Origin of the sequence: Flavobacterium macacae (assembly GCF_003865365.1) — a bacterium.
Lineage (GTDB): Bacteria > Bacteroidota > Bacteroidia > Flavobacteriales > Flavobacteriaceae > Flavobacterium > Flavobacterium macacae.
This window is the reverse complement of the sequence record NZ_RQVR01000025.1, coordinates 1-17,219: the sequence shown is the minus strand read 5'-3', so window position 1 is coordinate 17,219 and position 17,219 is coordinate 1. Positions and strand designations below refer to the sequence as shown.

The window sequence follows — 17,219 nt, the reverse complement described above, 5'->3', positions numbered from 1 at the left end:
GGGGCCTTGCTTTCAGGAAAAAAAAAGTTCCCTGTTACGTCGACAAACAGCACAGGGAACCGCGGACGAAATATCAACAATCGATTAATAAATCAAATCCATTCCAAAATTATGAAATTCCATTCATTATTCAGGTACGGGCGGCGTGTTTTCTGTCCCGTACTTTTTGGGTATGCCTTTTTGGGTACCCAGGGCGCGCTCGCGCATGCTCCCTTGGGGAGTTCTAGACTATCATTTTTTGTGGTGCAGCAGCAGGTGTCCGGTAGGGTGACAGACGCATCGGGGCCTTTGCCTGGCGTTGCCGTCGCAGTGAAGGGGACCGCCAGAACGGCACTTACAGACTTGGACGGGCGCTATAGTATTGCTGCTTCAGACGGCGAGGTGCTAATCTTTTCTTATATCGGGTATGCGCCTGTCGAGGTGCCGGTCAGCGGTGCTTTTTTGGACGAGCTCCTGAAACCGGAAGCCCGTTCGATCCAAGAAGTAGTGGTGAATGCGGGCTACTATTCCGTAAAGGAGAGCGAGCGTACGGGAAGCATTGCTAGAATCACTTCAAAAGATATTGAAAACCAGCCCGTGACCAATGTGCTTGCAGCGATGCAGGGCAGGATGGCGGGAGTGAGCATCACCCAGAATACGGGAATGCCAGGTGGCGGGTTCGATATCAAGATCCGTGGGCAGAATAGCTTGCGCCAGGACGGGAACCGGCCGCTTTACGTGATCGACGGCGTCCCTTACGATTCGGAATCGCTTACCGATGGCTTTGCTTCCGCGGTGCTTGCCGGGCGTCCCAGTCCGCTGAACAGCATACCGCCGGGGCAGATTGCCAGCATAGAGGTTCTGAAGGATGCCGACGCCACTGCTATCTACGGTTCTAGGGGGGCGAACGGAGTGGTGCTCGTAACGACCAAAAAGGGCAAGGGGGGCAAGACCACTGTCAGTGCCAATTTTACGCGTGGCGCCTCGCGGGTGACCCGTTTCAGCAAGCTTATGGACACCGGGCAGTACCTGTCGATGCGCAGGGAAGCCTTTGCCAACGACGGAATCACGGAATATCCTGAATATGCCTATGATGTCAACGGGACCTGGGACCAGAATCGGTACACAGACTGGCAGAAGGAACTGTTGGGAGGCATGGCCCTGTTCAGCACGGCAAACGTGTCGGTCAGCGGCGGAAGTGAACGGACGGCCTTTCTGCTCAGCGGAGGCACCTCGGAGCAGTCTACCGTATTTGCAGGAAATTTCAAGTACCGCACCGGCAATGTCCGAGCCAGCTTGAACCATCAGGGTGAAGACGGTAAATTTAAGCTGTCTTTTGCTGCAGGGCTCAGCCTTCAGGACAACCGGCTTCCTGGAAATGACTACACGGCAGAGGCGATGAGCCTTGTGCCGAATGCGCCGGCGCTTTATGATGGCCAGGGGAATCTCAACTGGGAGAACAATACCTTCAACAATCCCCTGCGCAACAATCTCGCCCAATACCTCTCCCAGACCGATGACCTGCTCTCAAGCCTGAAGCTTTCGTACGAAATAGCGGAAGGGCTTGAGGCGGTTACGAGTTTCGGATATACATCTACCAAGCTCCGTGACCGAAATCTGGTGCCCTCGACCACCTCCATGCCGTCGGTACAGCTGACTTCGGCAAGCTCCTATATGTCTATGACCATTGCCGACCGCACCTCCTGGATTGCGGAACCGCAGCTCCAGTGGCGCAGGTCATTTGGAATGCTCGATATCGATCTTCTTGCGGGCAGCACCTTCCAGATGCAGGAAGGGGAGTCGCTGCTCCAGCTCGGCAGGGGTTTTTCCAGCAACAGCCTGATAGGAAACCTAGCGGCCGCGTCATCGATACGGGTGCTGGGCAATGAAAAAAAAGAGTACCGCTACCAGGCCTTTTTTGGAAGGGCCAATTTTAACCTGAATAAAAAATACCTGCTGAACCTTACCGCCAGGAGGGATGGCTCCAGCCGTTTCGGACCTGGACGCCAGTTTGCGACTTTCGGGGCTGTCGGCGGGGCCTGGCTTTTCCATAAGGAGCGCCTTTTCGGTGAAAACAGCACGGTGAGCTTCGGGAAGCTGCGTGCCAGCTATGGGAGCACGGGAAGCGACCAGATAGGGGACTACCAGTATTTTAATACCTACGGGACAACCGGAATCCAGTATGCCGGGGCTATCGGACTGGAGCCTACCCGTCTCTTCAATCCCAATTTTGCATGGGAGACCAATAGGAAGCTGGAGTTGGGAACTGAAGTGGGGCTGTTCGGGGACCGCGTATTTGTAACGGCGGCGTGGTACCGAAATACGTCCGGCAACCAGCTGACCGGAATTCCGCTCCCGGCTACAACGGGTTTCCAGTCCGTTCAGGCGAACCTGAATGCCGTGGTCCGAAATACGGGTCTGGAGGTGACCCTTCGAACGGAAAACATAGCGTCTGGCAATTTCAAGTGGACCAGTTCCCTTAATATTTCCTTCTCCAGAAACAGGTTGGTTTCCTTCCCAGGACTGGAGGGTTCTACCTACGCAAGCTATTACGCAGTCGGCCAGCCCATCAGCATCCAAAAGCTCTACCAGTACGAGGGGATCGATCCGGTAACGGGGATTTACAAGTTCGCGGACCTGAATGGAGACGGCTCGGTGGACTACCTCGACATGAGCAAGACGGCTGATCTCTCGCCTAAATTCTTCGGTGGCCTCCATAATGAGTTCCGCTACAAAAGCCTGAGGCTCGAATTTCTGGTGCAGTTTGTGAAACAGCGCAACAGGGACCAGGCCCTTACGATGGGATTTGGCGGGGGAATGAACAATCAGTCGGTGGCCATGCTGGACCACACGCAGACCGGGGGTACGGCCGGGGCAACCCAGATCTATACTGCCGGATTCAATGAACAGGCAGTGATGGCCAGCTATATGTATTCCAGCAGCGATGCAGTTATTACCGACGCCTCATTTGCGAGGCTGAAAAATATAGCGCTGACCTGGGACGTACCGACTGCCAAAAGCACAGGTGTTGCCTGCCAGCTTACGCTGCAGGCGCAGAACCTGCTGACAATTACGGCCTACAAAGGGGGTGACCCGGAGTTCCCAGCGGGCGGCTACTTGCCACCGTTGCGCACCATCACCGCCGGAATCGGATTTTCTTTCTAACCTTAAAAATTGACATAATGCAAAATCTAAAAAATAGCAGGGGCCAGCAATTCTGCGCTGTTCTCCTTCGTGCCTGCTGCACGGCCGTTCTAGTAAGCTGCCTGGGCTGTGATTCTTTTGTAGGCGTCGAGCTGCCAGATTCGCAGCTTTCCGTCTCCGATGTATTTGAAGATGCTACCACGGCCAATGCGGCCATGGCGGGCGTTTATTCCAAAATGCGCGACAGCGGGATGTTGAGTGGCTCCTCCACGGGTTGCTCCTACGTGCTTGGGCTCTATGGTGACGAGCTGGAATTCTACGGTTCCAGTGATGTGGATGGCTTCCTGTACGCTGCCAATGGGCTTCTGGCCACAAGCCCTCAGGCAGCTTCCCTTTGGAATGAAGCCTACCGGCAGATCTATGGCGCCAATGCGGTTATAAATGGCGTAGGGGAGTCCGCATTTCTTCCGGAGGCGGAACGGAACCTATTGATGGGAGAAGCGCTCTTTGCAAGAGGCATGCTGCATTTTTACCTTGCCAACCTGTTTGGCGCAATTCCATATGTAACGACCACAGATTACCAAGCCAATAGCACAATAGGGAAGATGCCGGTAGGCGAAGCTTGGCAGCAGGCGCGCGTAGACCTCGAAGAGGCGGTCTCTCTTCTTCCTGAAACGTACCGCAGTCCGGACAGGACAAGGCCGAATAAGTTTGCGGCAATGGCGCTGCTCTCCCGGATATGCCTTTACCAAGGAAGCTGGGAAAGCGCTTCGGAGCATGCGACCGCTGTTATCGAAAGCCCCATGTACAATTTTGACCAGGACATAGAGGCAACATTCCTGATCGGTTCCAGCGCTACCCTTTTCCAGTTTTCGCCAGCACGAAGTACCGACAATACGCTGGAGGCGGTCACCTTTATTTTTGACGCAAGTCCGGGGGACAGCGCGCTTCGTGATGAACTTGTCAGTACTTTCGAGCAGGGAGACCTGAGGCGCGCCAATTGGATCCGTGCGGTAGAAGATAACGGAACTACCTACTATCACGCCTACAAGTACAGGCAGGGGGTAGGCGCGACAGTGCAAGCAGAATATTCAAAAGTGCTGCGCTTTTCCGAACTCTTCCTGATTAGGAGCGAGGCAAGAGCCCGACAGGGCGATCTTGCAGGGGCTGCCGCTGATATAAATGCTGTCAGGTCCCAGGCTGGCCTTGCCGGTACGCCGGCCAGCAGCCAGTCAGAGCTTCTGCAAGCCGTGCTGCAGGAGCGCCGGGTAGAGCTGTTTGCCGAATTCGGCCACCGATTTTTTGACCTCAAGAGGCTGGGGCTGCTCGACGCTACACTCGGCCCGGTGAAAAATGGCTGGAATACTGCGGATGCAAATTTTCCAATTCCCCTTTCAGAGCTTCTCCTCAATCCCAACCTTATGCCTCAAAATGCAGGCTACTAAAATAAGAAAAGACAGATGAAAAAATACACGCAATACCTTTTGGTTTTGGCCCTGCTGCTGGGTTCTGCAAGCTTGAGCGCCCAGGACTTGGGAAAAAAGAAATTAAAACCGGAAGACTACGGCATGTGGCACACCCTGCTTGCAAACGATCTGTCTCCAGACGGACGTTGGGCAAGCTACCGGCACAACTATGAAAGCGGTATGGATACGCTGTTTGTAAAGAACGTGGCCGACGGCAGGAAATATTCTTTTCCGAAAGCAAGCCAGGGCAGGTTTGTCAGCACCGATTCCTATGCGTTTATCAGCGAAAGCGGCATGCTCTGCGTACTTAAAATGGAAAGTGCGCAGACGCTGGAAATCCAGAAGGTGTCGGACTTCATGCCCTTGGGAAAAGGCAGGCTGTTCGCAGAATACAATTCAGGAGCAGGAAAATCGCTGTACGTGATATCCCTGGAAGGCAATACAATCTGGAGCGCACCGGGAATCACGGACTACGCGATTTCCGATGACGGCGGTGCAATCGCATACGGGCAGCTTGCCGATGGCAGGTACAGCGCCAGCGTCATCCCGGTGGCAGCCATAATGAAACGGCCTGCGCTCCTTGTTTCAGGGGAACTGCCGCTGGAAGTATTTTCCTGGGATAGGCAGGGAAATTCCATCGCATTTGCCGCGGTAGAGAAAGATGCCGGCAACAGGAGGGCGACCCGCCAGATCTACCATTACGATAGTAAGAAAAAGAGACTGTCTGTGGCTGACGGAAGCATCTCAGGAATACCCGAGGATATGTACCTGGCGCCCGCACTCAGCAACGATTTTCAGGTTTCTGACGATGGCAATAGCATTTTCATAAGTCTCAGCTGGAAAAAGAACCAGACAGCGGCGCCTTCAGGTCCTCAGGTATGGAACACCCTAGACAGGACGCTCTACGGAAGCGACAAGATCAGTCCCTGGAAGAACCGGCTGTATCTTGCTGTCTGGAAGCCCCGCTCAAGAAAGGTACTGCCCGTGGTGAGGCAAGACGGAGAGAATGCCTTTTTGACTGGCGACCAGCGATTCGCAGTGGTGTACGACCATGCACGCTATGAGCCAAGCGTTGAAGCCGCGACAGAGCGTGACATTTACCTGGTGGACCTGGATACCGGCAAGCGCGAAATTTTTCTGGAGCGCTTTTCCGGGCACGATAGAAATCTGAATATATCGCCAGGCGGAAAATATGTTGCCTATTTTTGGAAGGGAGACTGGTGGCTGTACGACATACGTTCTAAGTCAAGGAAAAGGGCAACCAGAAAGGAAGAAGCCAGTCTTTATGAAACTGGCCACGACTATCCGTTCGAGCCTCTTCCTGCAGGCGACCCAGTATGGTCTCTTCAAGATAGGGAAATGTTCTATTATGACGCGTTCGACCTGTGGAAGCTTGATGTAGCAAAAGGAATCCGGACCCGCCTGACCAGAGGAAGGGAGGCGGGAATGGCCTACCGCCTGTATAATGCGGAGACCTCACCGATCTACCGCTTCCAGAAAGGCGCGCTGAGTCCTGCGGATGGGAATCTGTTGCTGAAGGGAACAAAGAGTGATTACAGCGAATCTGGATTTTTTCTATTGAAAGAGGGCAGGGCGGATACCCTGGTATACGGCGCTAAGAAATACAGCCGAATCCTGTTCAGTGGCGACCGCAGTGCTTTTTCTTATATAGAGGAGACCTATGGGACTCCAAGGGCAATGATGGTCAAGAGCAGCCATTCGGCAAGCGAAGCAGCTGCATCAAGAAGCAATCCGCAGCAGGCGTCGTATCTGTGGGGCAAGACAGCTCTGGTCAGATACAGCAATGCCTCGGGAATTAAACTTAACGGAGTGCTCTACTATCCGCAGGCTTACGACCCCAGCAGGACCTATCCAATGGTAGTGCATGTTTACCAGAAGCAGTCGAGCTATCTGCACGATAATGTCAATCCCACGCTGTACAGTCCTGGAGGCTTCAATCCGACCCTTCTGAGCGCGGCGGGCTATTTCGTCCTGCTTCCCGACATCATCTACGAGACAGGTAACCCCGGAAGGTCGGCAGTGGACTGTGTCCAGTCTGCAGTGGAGGCGGCCATCGCTATTGCGCCTGTCGACAGGAAAAGGCTTGGGATCATCGGGGCTTCTTTCGGGGGGTTCGAGACAAACTTTATCATTACCCAGTCTGACCTTTTTGCTGCAGCGGTCGGAGGGTCCAGCATAAATGACTTTGTCAGCGGTTATTTTTCCATAAATGGGAACGATACGCGTTCGGATGCCTGGCGCTATGAGGCAGACCAACCACGGATGGATTCGTCGCCATTCGAAAATTGGGAAGGCTATGCTTTGAATTCACCCCTTTTTCATGTCGCAAAACTCAGCACGCCTCTTTTGCTCTGGTGCGGCCTGCAGGATGGGCAGGTCAATCCCTTGCAGACCATGGAAATGTATCTCGGGCTAAGAAGGCTGGGGAAGCAGGGGACGATGCTTCTATATGAAAAGGAAGATCATGCGCTGGCAGATCCTGAAAATCAGAGAGACCTTACCGGCAAGGTGATGGACTGGTTCGGGTACCATCTTGAGGGAAAACCAGAACCGGAATGGGCAAAGCCAAGGAAATAGATTTTAGCTAAAAATAAAAGCCGTTTCAGTGAAACGGCTTTCTTTTGTCAAGGTACCTTACGGTACAGCGTTAGGGGACACTGATCGTCTGTTATCTCGTACTTCCCTTTAAGTTGCGGGCTCGTAGGTACGGCATCGTTGACGCGGCAGAGAAAATTGTTGCTCTCGGTCTGGCACATTTTTACGGACTTACATGGTTCTGTCTGCGAGATGTACTGGTGTCCCTGCCAGGGAATCAAAACTTTGGAGCTGGACATTGAAGTCGTCGTGAAAGCTCCAGCAATGCCCAGGATTGCTGCGGCAACTGGCATGCTTACTTTTTTTAAAAAATTTGTGTTCATAACTAATGTATTAAATTTGGATCTACTCTCTTACAGGTTTTCGATCTTCCCCTGCTATTTCGGCCGAAACAGATTTTTATTATTTTCTAGGATACCCCAGAAAGCGCCTTAGTTTATAGCGGACGACCTTGGTTTCTCCCATCGCATAGATGTTATTTCCTGCGACGATAAAACTTCGGATCTTTTTTTTACTGTCGTTGTCGATATAGAAGCTGGCAAGATAGGCACCGCTGTCAATCTCGTAGATGTCAATGATGCTTGAAACTTTCCACATTTCTTCCCGGTCGAGCTGGCCCATTATCTCGGAGTTGATGAACAGCCAGCCGGCATCCGAGGCCGCCGCCCTGTTTACGACCAGCGGTACCTGGGAAAATGTCTTCGCTTTTTTAGTCTTCAGGCTTACCAGTTGGAGCTCCTGGTTGGCTACGGTATCTATCGTTTTGCCAATGATAGCATTATCAAGACCTTCTTTGGCGGTAATGAAGCTGTTGCGGTAATAATAAATATAATGCATCCTTCCATTCTCAATATCTCCCAGCAGCATTCCGTCTGTATCGAATGTGCCGTCTCCCTGCTTTTGGAGTACGTTTTTCGATGTACTGTTGTTTAGCGTGTCGGAGAGATCGACCCATCCGATTACATTCTCAGCCGTGACTGGATTGTTGTAGCGTACGGCAATTTTATTTTTACCGACCGCAACCAGTTGTGAAAAGAAAAGGCCTGTACTGCTTCCAAGTTTTGCCTTCCAGTCCGTTATCGAGCCGCTGTATATATAGGGCGATGCGCCTTCATAAAAATAAAAATAGGGAGGAGCAACCTGCAACAGCGGCTGATTCATTCGCCTTAAGGGCCTGTCAATATCAATTTTGAAAGTTTCGATTTGTGTCAGAGCGGAATCAAGCACCGTTACGGTAAAGGGGGCAGTGGTGTTTCCTAAGTAGATTTTGCCGTTTCCATGTCCTGCAAAATAATAAGAATTAAACTTCAGGTCCATGCTGTTCAGCTGGTCGGCCATATGGGGGGGAAACCGCCTGGTAAGATTATTGTGAAATCGCATCTTTTTCTCCGAGAGGTCAAATAGTAATGACATGAAAAGATATCCGGCCACAGCCAAAAAAACTAATAATAGGATTCGGTTCCTAGCAAAATTCTTTGAAGGGATGCTATCAGCATAGGTATTTGTAGCTATTGCTACTGTAGCAAGGACGATAAAGAAGATGTTGAATGCAAGGTGCTCTTCCCACCCCAATTTCTCAAGCACGCCGCCACACGAACAGGGAACGTATGAGCTATAGTTTAAAATAATAAAAATGTAGGAAGTAAACAGAATCATCATCCAATAGGAGAGGATCAGTGCGACAAGCCTGTATCTTTTTATGATCAGCAAACCTGCGATCAAAAATTCTGAAATTGGAACAGTGAAAGAAAGAATTTTTGAAAATGCGCTCAGCATCGGAGACTGTGCAAGCTGTACTTGGAAGTTTTGGAAATCGGTAAGCTTGCTCGTGGCCGCGTAGCAGAAAAGCAAGATGAATGCCATGGCTGTCGCGTCAAAAATTAACTGCTTTATTTTAAGCTGCTTTTCCATTGGTATAGTTTTAATATAGTAAAACTACATAATACAATAGGGAAAGACTTGGTAATTTGGGAGGATGAATTGCCTATAAGGGATTTTTTTAAAGATTGCTGCAGGAAGCTTATTCTTTGAAAAATAGTTAATTAACGCAAATTGACGATTGTTGTAAGCCTATAGTAAAAAAGGCGGGTGCCGTAAAGCACCAGCACTTTATTTTTCTATCTGCCAAGGTAGATGTTGCTTTCCTGCTTATTTTTTTGATTCCTCGATAGAGACTTTTCTGAATTCTTTCAGTAATTTTTCAAGTTCCAAGGTTGATTTTCTGGCTCTGGCACCTGCGGCTTTCACGCCTTTTTCCGTAAGTGATTCTGACTCTGACTTGAAGGTTCCGAATTCTGCATTGATCTTTTCAATAAGTTCTTTCATGATTTTTATTTAAGATTAGAAATGCAAAGCTAAAGTTTGTCTGCTTTAAAAGCAATCAAGGCTATGAAAAGTTAACATACAGCGTTCTTAAGTCATGTACTGTTCGATAAGTTCCAATGTTTTTTTGTCTGGTATGTTATTGAAATATTTTTCCAAGACCGCCTGAAATACGGGATTCGTTTTATCTGCCGTGGCAAAAAGTGTCATGGAAGACCAGAGCTTTAGGTCGTCTGGAGATCCGAATATGTCGTTAGCAGACTTTCTTTCGATTTGCAGCAGTGCTTCTGAGATGTCCACGAGGTGCTTTCCTAGTACGGGATGTTCAAGGTATTCTTGGGCTTCTTTTAAGTTTTCGATTCCGTAAAATTGGGCCATGTCGCTATTCCCAAGGCCTTTGAGCTGTGGAAAGACATACCACATCCAATGGGAAGTTTTTTTTCCGGATTTGATTTCTGAAAGCGCTTTCAGGTAGGTATGGTTTTGGGCTTCCAGAAAGCGGGCTAGTCCTTTGACGGTATACATTGGTGTTAGTGTTTTGCTGTGTAAATGTAAAATATTTAATCGAAATTTTCAAAATTGGCTTCATTTAGTGAGATGGCTTTTCTGATTGGCTTGACCTTCCCGGGATGCCTGACAGCGAAGCTTGCGATCAGCTTCATAACGTAGTGACTGCTTTTGTACCGATCGATATATTCTTTCAGTTCTGATAGGTCTGCCACGCTTGCATCGGTTGGAAAGTAGCCCATGCCGTAGAAGGCGCCGTTTTCGACATAGACGCAGCTTTGTTCCTCGGCATGCCTTCCCTTATCCAGATAGGCATAGCTTTCCTTTCCTTCCTTGAGCAGGGCGAGGGCTTCCTCGATGCTGGCGTTGTGCACGCTTATGTCTGGAAGCACTGCTGTATTTTGCTGGGGTGTAAATGTACCAGCTTCCTGTCTTCCGTAGGAGCAGAAGCGGGGATCGATCTCGAATCTTTGGGCGAGTTCCCGAAGCGCGTCCGTGCCCTCGTGTTCCCTGTCGTAGGCCTGCACGCAGGACTGGAATTTGGGAAGCTTTCCTACCGCAAGGTACTTGAAGCCGTTTCTGGCCTCATAGCTGTAGAGGCCGAACTTGGGCTCGGAGCGCTTGAGCGCCCGGTTGTATTTGGGCCAGAGCTTCTGGATCTCGGAGCATTCCAACAGGAGTGCCATCAGCTCGTTGGCGCATACCTCGAAGGATATGCCGTGGATGTCCTTCAAGAAGTTCTGGCGCTGGGAGGAAATGCTGTTCCCGCTGAAGTGGGAGGCGACCCGCTTTCTGATATTGACAGCCTTGCCGACGTAGATGACTTTCTTTTCCTGGCTGTAAAAATAATACACGCCGGGCGTTGAGGGAAGGCGCTCAAAGTCTTCCCGAGGGAGGTTAGGGGGCAGGCGCTGGTCCTGGGCGGTTTTTTTTACCATTTTTCCGATTTCGCCTTCGGTGTCCCATTCTAGTAACTTGGAGAAAAGGATAGCGGTGGCATCGGCGTCGCCTCCCGCACGGTGGCGGTTTTCCAGCGGGATGTCCAGCGAGCGGCACAGGTTGCCCAGGCTGTAGGAGGGAAGCCCCGGGCGGATCTTGCGCGCCGCGCGCACCGTGCAGAGCTTCCTCGGCGCCCATTGGTAGCCTTCCTGGGCCAGCTGGTGGCGCACGAAGGAGAAGTCGAAATTGACGTTGTGCGCCACGAAGACGCGTCCCTCCAGCATTTCGTGTACTGTATCGGCAACCTTCTCGAAGGTCGGGGCGTTTTTTACCAGGGCGTTGTCGATGCCGGTCAGCGCAAAAATCGGGGCGGGAATGTCCTGCTCGGGATTGACCAGGGTCTCCCAGCGGTCTAGGATGTTTTTTCCGTCGTGGATGACGATCGCGATTTCCGTAATGCGGCTTCCCCTGGCATTGCCTCCTGTCGTCTCGATATCGACGATGGCATATTCTGCTGCTTTCATCTTTTTAATCTTTGTTTTTTTTAATCTTCTTTCTGTTACTCTCGGGGCTTCATCTTGTAGCGGGGCAGGTTGATCTCGTGTTCCTGCGGGTAGGGCTTTCTCTGGGTCATGCTGACGTCTTCCTGTATGTTCTGGTGCGCGGTGAACTGCCTGTCATTGGAATTGCTGTACCTCGGATCCGCGATGAAAGGCATCTTGGCCATCTTGCTTATTGTTACGGTCGGGAAATGGTAGTCCACTTCGACCGTGCCGAGCAGCAGGTAGCAACCGCCGCCCTGGAAGGGGTACTTGGTGACGCAGTCCGCAAAATGCGCCGTGTCGAAATAATTCCCCTCGTGGTCCACCCAGGTGCCGAAAAACATGGCACCCATTTTGGTGGGCACGTGCTTTCTGGAGATCAGGTACGCGAGCATCCTGACCGTTTTTTTGTGGTGGGACAGCAGGTCCGTGGCCATCACGTCCCCGCGGTAGCGGGTCTGCAAGAGGTCGAACGGTGTTTTCGAGACTGGAAAGGAAAGCAGCTCGATCTCGTCGAAGGCGTCCTCGAATTCCGAGCGCTCGAGCTTGGGCAGCTCGTACTCGACGGCCGGCTCGCGGATGAGGAGCATCTCCCGGTTCTCGGGCCTGAAACTGGCCAGCAGCAGCCGTGCGGTGACCAATAGCTGGTTTTTGGTCTTGCCCGTGAAGCGGAAGGCGCCGATGAAGATCAGTAGCTGGAGGCCCTCGATGCCGATCGGGATCCTGTTGGTGAAATCCTCGAGGCTCTGGAAATCCCCGTTTTTTTCCCTTTCGGTTTCTATGGCAAATGCCGTCTTGGCATCCAGGCTCTTGAGCTGCTTGAAGCCTAGGTAGATGTCGGTTCCGTAGACCGTGGTCTCGTACCCGCTGCGGTTCGCGCAGGGGCAGTGGATATTGGCACCCGACATCCTGGCCTCATGCACGTAGACTTCCGTACGGTAGAAGCCCCCGTCGTTGTTGATGGCCGCGGTCATGAACTCGATCGGGTGGTACACCTTCAGGTAGAGGCTCTGGTAGCTCTCCACCGCGTAAGAGGCCGAGTGTGCCTTGCAGAAGGAGTAGCCCGCAAAGGATTCTATCTGGCGGTAGACCTCCTCGCTAAGCTGGCGGGGATGGCCCTTCTGCTCGCAACACTCGAAGTAGCGGTCCCTTACGGTCTGGAGTTCCTTGAGCGAGCGACCCTTGCCGCTGATGGCCCGGCGCAGGATGTCGCCGTAGGCAGGCTCGAGGCCTCCATAGTGCTGGGCGATCTTGATCACGTCTTCCTGGTAGACCATGATGCCGTAGGTCTCCCCGAGCTGTTCCTTAAATACCTCGTGAAAATATTCGAACTTATCGGGATAGTTGTGGCGGAAAATGTATTCCTTCATCATGCCGGACTGCGCCACGCCAGGGCGGATGATGGAGGAGGCGGCTACCAGGGTCACGTAGTCGCTGCACTGCAGGCGGCGCAAGAGCCCGCGCATGGCGGGGCTCTCGATGTAGAAGCACCCGATGGTCTGCCCGCGGCTCAGGTAGGCGTTGCATGCCGCCTCGTTCTTGGAAAGCGAAATGTCGCGGATGTCTACCTTTACGCCCCTGTTTTTTTCGATCAGCTTCACGGTATCGTCTATCGTCCCGATGCCCCGCTGGCTCAATATGTCGAACTTCTCGAAGCCGATGTCCTCGGCGACGTGCATGTCGAACTGCACGATGGGAAAGCCTTTCGGGGGCATTTCCAGGGCCGTGAAATTGGTGATGGGCTCCTCGGAGATGATGATCCCGCAGGAGTGCATGCTGCGCTGGTTGGGGTACTTCTCGAGCATCATGCCGTATTCCTGCACCAGTTTTACGATGGAATTGGCATCGTGCGCCTGCATCGGGTTCAGGGCAAGGACATCCAGCTCGGACTTGGGCAGGCCAAATACCTTGCCGACCTCGCGGAAGATCGAGCGGTACTTGAACTCCACATTGGTACCACAGAAGGCGACGTGCTCCCGCCCGAAGCGGCTGAAGATGTACTCCAGTATGGTGTCGCGCTCCTTCCAGCTCCAGTCGATGTCGAAGTCGGGCGGGCTCTTGCGGCTCGAGTTCAGGAAGCGCTCGAAATAGAGGTCCAGCTCGATGGGGCAGATGGCGGTGATGCCCAGGCAGTAGCTCACGATGCTATTGGCGCCCGAGCCTCTTCCCACGTGCATGAAGCCCATGCTGTTGCTGTAGCGGACGATGTCCCAGGTAATCAGGAAGTAGCCGCTGAACCCCAGCTCATCGATGACCTTGAGCTCTTTTTTGACGCGTGCCTGAGCTTCCTTGTTATCCCTGCCGTACTTGGCAGTGAGGCCCTGCTCCGCGAGCCTGGTCAGCAGGGCGATATCGGATTCCCGGCTGTCGGTATAGTATTTCTTGTTGCGGGGCGTATCGAAGGCGAACTCGAAGTTGCAGTCCCCGACAAGGATCTGGGTGTTCTCCAGGATTTGCGGATAGTCGGCGTAGGCGTTTGCAAGGTGGTTGAGATCGGGCATGGTGTCGGTCTTGCGGCAGCAGTCGGCCTCATCCAGCTTGGAGAGCAGGATGTTGTTGTCCACGGCCCGAAGGATGCGGTGCAGGTTGTATTCCTTTTTGGTGCGGAAGCTGACGGGCTGCAGCACGACCATGTCCTTGACGCGGCCTTTCCATTCCTGCTTTACCAGGCGCGTCAGCTCTTCGGGGCGCACCCCGATATACTCGTTTTTATTCAGTGTCGCAGGCACATTTTCAATGGGATAGATGACGGCAACGTTTTGAAATTCAGGGGCGCGTTCCGGCTTGTCGGTGCCTTCGAAATTGTGCCTGGTCACGAAGCGGCACATCTCGCCGATGCCCTGCTGGTTTCTTGCCAGTCCGATATAGAGCTGCCTTCCGGCGTTGCGGAAGTCGATGCCCACCAGAGGCTTGATGCCGTTTTCAAGGCATCCCTTGGTGAAGTCGTAGATGCCCGTCACGGTGTTGATGTCGGTCAGCGCCAGGGCTGGAATTTTTTGCCGGGCCCCGAGCGTTACGAGTTCTGCGAGCGGGATGGTGCCGTAGCGAAGGGAATGGAAGGAATGGCAGTTGAGCAGCATCTTTTGTCTTGCTTATATTTTTTATTGTATTGTTTTAAGGTCTTGTCTTCAGCTGGGCACCGGCGCACCGGGCCACTGCGTCGGGGCCGAAGCGGTTCTTGATCCGGTCCATGGCCTGGTAGAGCGAGAGCATCTCCTCGGTATCCTCGAACAGGTTGATCTGGTAGGTACCGCGCACCAGCCCGCTGAAGCGCAGGCCGACCAGGCGCAGGCGCATCCTTCGCTGGTAGAGCTTCTCGAACAGTTCCTTCACGTGCCTTGCCAGCGCATGGTCGCAGGAGGTGTAGGGGATCCGGCACTGCTTGGTCTCGGTATCGAAGTTGCTGTAGCGGATCTTGACCGTCACCGTCGAGGCCAGCCACTGCTCGGAGCGAAGCTGGTAGGCGAGCTTCTCGACCATGCCGGAGAGCAGGGCCCTGAGCATCGGGATGTCGATGGTGTCCTGGCCGAAGGTGTGCTCGGTGGAGATGGACTTGCGCTCGGTATAGGGCTCCACCGGGCTAGTGTCGATGCCGTTGGCCTTCTTCCAGATCTCGATGCCGTTCTTGCCGACCATCTGCTGGAGCACCGGGGCGGGCATCTCCGAGAGGGTCTGTATGGTCCGTATGCCGATGCGGGAGAGCAGGGCGAAGGTGGCGTCGCCGACCATGGGGATTTTTTTAATGGAAAGCGGGTTCAGGAAAGGGCGCACGTTATCGGTCGGGATTTCCAGGCGTCCTGTCGGCTTGGATTCTCCCGTCCCGATTTTCGATACGGTCTTGTTCACGGAAAGGGCAAAGCTGATGGGAAGCCCGGTTTCCCTGGTGACCGCCTCGGCCAGCTCGGCGGTCCATTTGTAGGCCCCGTGGAAGCGGTCAATGCCGGTAATATCGAGGTAGAACTCGTCGATGCTGGCCTTTTCGGTCAGCGGGGAGCGCTCCTCGATGACCTCGGTCACCAGACTGGACATCTTGGAATACAGTTCCATGTCGCCCTTGATGACCCGCGCCTGGGGGCACATCGCAAGGGCCATCCTGATGGGCATGGCCGAGCGCACCCCGAATCTTCGCGCCTCGTAGGAGCAGGAGGCGACCACCCCGCGGTCGCCCCCGCCGATGATCAGCGGAATGCCCTCCAGCTGGGCGTTTCCCAACCTCTCGCAGGATACAAAAAAGGTATCCAGGTCCATGTGTACGATCGCTCTTTCCATATCTTTCTCATTTTATACACGGCAAAATTAGGACAGATATTCCCAAAGTTTTGTATATTTGCTGGGATAAATAATCCCAAAACGAACATGTCTTTATTCTCTGACAATATCAGGCACCTGCGCTTGAAAAAAGAACTCTCGCAGTCAAAAGTAGCGGAAAGCCTCGCCATATCGCGCGACAGGCTGGCCAAGTACGAGGAAGGCAAGTCCCAGCCGCCGCTGGAAATTCTGGTGCGGCTTTCCCGCTACTACCACGTGAGTACCGACCTGCTGCTGACCGTGGACATCCGCAAGGTGGACATGGACGGGCTGATCCGCCTGGAGGACAACCATATACTTTTGCCGGTTGCAGTTGACGCCCGCGGGGAGCATGCCATCGAGATCATCCCGCACAGGGCCAAGGCAAGCTACCTGGCCGGCTACAGCGATCCCGAATATATCGAGTCCCTGCAGCACGTGTCCCTGCCATTTCTGGGGAGCGGGAAGTTCCGGCTATTTGCTATCGACGGCGATTCGATGCCACCGCACCGGGACAGTTCCTACATCGTTGGGAAATATATGGAAAGGCTGGAGGAGATGAAGGCGGGCAGGAGCTATATCGTAATCACCGCAGACGGAATGGCCTACAAGAGGCTGGGACGCAGGGAGGCTGCCGTATTGGTGCTGGAATCGGATAATGCTTTTTATGCCCCGTTTGAGGTGCGGGCTTCAGACCTCCTGCAGGTATGGGAATATGCGGGAAGCATCGCTACCGAAGAAATTGACATTTCAGAACTTGCGCCGGAAAGCATAAGGGAGATGCTTGTTGAAATACGCAGGGACGTTGCGGACCTGCGCGCAGGAAAGTGATGATCAGTTTTGCGTGCGAATTGAAATAATTGTACAAAGAAGCGTGCTAGAAAGAAGCTGATCATAAGTGGAAGAAAGATTCTAGAGTACGTTCTCAATTTGGGGACACATCCAGGATCTCGAAATTCACGGCAATTCGGAACGAGAATGAGGCAAACAGGTATGAAGACAGTGCTTACCTTGATTTCCAGACTTCACCAGCCCTTAAACATAAGGAAAAACGCAGGAGAAAGATTAAGTTAAGGTTACCACATCGACATTGCTGAAAGTTGCCATTCGGGAACTGACTTTTCTCAAAGCAAAACGAACTGTTTTTTTGTAAGAAGAGGCTCTTAACTCTGCGCAATATGATCACAATATTCGGAAGAAACATATTTTTCAAACAATAATTAATTTATTCATATCGAACATTTTATATTAGATCCGTATCAAAGTTAACAGGATTTTTTGGGATTATGCAAAGATAAAAATTCCAATATCAACTTACGCATAGCAGTATTATTCTTTAGTTTGGATATATGTAATATCCAAACTAAAGAGGGGTTTGTATACCTGACAGCTATTATGGATTTATATGATAGAAAAA

At 52.4% G+C, this 17,219-nt stretch carries 11 protein-coding genes; 4 read left to right on the top strand and 7 right to left on the bottom strand.

Going from position 1 to position 17,219, the window contains the following annotated elements; translation table 11 throughout:
* The first annotated feature begins 111 nt into the window (after nt 1–111).
* Genes EG849_RS14605 through EG849_RS14595 form a run of 3 tightly spaced genes read left to right on the top strand, consistent with a single transcriptional unit; the run spans nt 112 to nt 7,187 of the window.
* A complete protein-coding gene (locus tag EG849_RS14605; RefSeq protein ID WP_125014046.1) occupies nt 112–3,144 on the top strand; it encodes a SusC/RagA family TonB-linked outer membrane protein in 3,033 nt (1,010 codons plus the stop codon).
* Nucleotides 3,145–3,161: 17 nt separating this feature from the next.
* Nucleotides 3,162–4,568 (top strand): RagB/SusD family nutrient uptake outer membrane protein, encoded by a 1,407-nt coding sequence (locus EG849_RS14600; protein ID WP_125014044.1) that lies wholly within the window; start codon nt 3,162–3,164, stop codon nt 4,566–4,568.
* Between the two features lie 15 nt (nt 4,569–4,583).
* Complete coding sequence (locus EG849_RS14595; RefSeq protein WP_125014042.1) at nt 4,584–7,187, top strand: S9 family peptidase; 2,604 nt, start codon at nt 4,584–4,586, stop codon at nt 7,185–7,187.
* A gap of 47 nt (nt 7,188–7,234) precedes the next feature.
* Here EG849_RS14595 and EG849_RS16085 read toward each other — a convergent pair whose 3' ends face one another.
* The 7 genes from EG849_RS16085 to dinB form a co-directional block, all read right to left on the bottom strand.
* Nucleotides 7,235–7,498: a hypothetical protein gene (locus EG849_RS16085; protein WP_394336496.1), complete on the bottom strand. Its 264-nt coding sequence runs from the start codon at nt 7,496–7,498 to the stop codon at nt 7,235–7,237.
* Nucleotides 7,499–7,607: 109 nt separating this feature from the next.
* Complete coding sequence (locus EG849_RS15760) at nt 7,608–9,116, bottom strand: MauE/DoxX family redox-associated membrane protein (protein WP_199732352.1); 1,509 nt, start codon at nt 9,114–9,116, stop codon at nt 7,608–7,610.
* 237 nt (nt 9,117–9,353) lie between these two features.
* The gene (locus EG849_RS14585; RefSeq protein WP_125014040.1) at nt 9,354–9,530 is read right to left on the bottom strand and encodes a histone H1; all 177 of its coding nucleotides are present in this window, start codon (nt 9,528–9,530) and stop codon (nt 9,354–9,356) included.
* 87 nt (nt 9,531–9,617) lie between these two features.
* Nucleotides 9,618–10,052, bottom strand: a complete 435-nt coding sequence (locus EG849_RS14580; protein WP_125014038.1) for a DUF1810 domain-containing protein — start codon at nt 10,050–10,052, stop codon at nt 9,618–9,620.
* Between the two features lie 35 nt (nt 10,053–10,087).
* Complete coding sequence (locus tag EG849_RS14575) at nt 10,088–11,497, bottom strand: exonuclease domain-containing protein (protein WP_125014036.1); 1,410 nt, start codon at nt 11,495–11,497, stop codon at nt 10,088–10,090.
* A gap of 35 nt (nt 11,498–11,532) precedes the next feature.
* Nucleotides 11,533–14,595 (bottom strand): DNA polymerase III subunit alpha, encoded by a 3,063-nt coding sequence (locus EG849_RS14570; RefSeq protein WP_125014034.1) that lies wholly within the window; start codon nt 14,593–14,595, stop codon nt 11,533–11,535.
* 34 nt (nt 14,596–14,629) lie between these two features.
* On the bottom strand, nt 14,630–15,784 hold the full coding sequence (gene dinB / locus EG849_RS14565) for a DNA polymerase IV (RefSeq protein ID WP_125014032.1): 1,155 nt from the start codon (nt 15,782–15,784) through the stop codon (nt 14,630–14,632).
* Nucleotides 15,785–15,871: 87 nt separating this feature from the next.
* Between dinB and EG849_RS14560 the strand changes: the two genes are divergently transcribed.
* Nucleotides 15,872–16,633 carry an XRE family transcriptional regulator gene (locus EG849_RS14560; protein ID WP_125014030.1) on the top strand — a complete coding sequence of 254 codons (762 nt, stop codon included), beginning with the start codon at nt 15,872–15,874 and terminating at the stop codon, nt 16,631–16,633.
* The last annotated feature ends 586 nt before the right edge of the window (nt 16,634–17,219 follow it).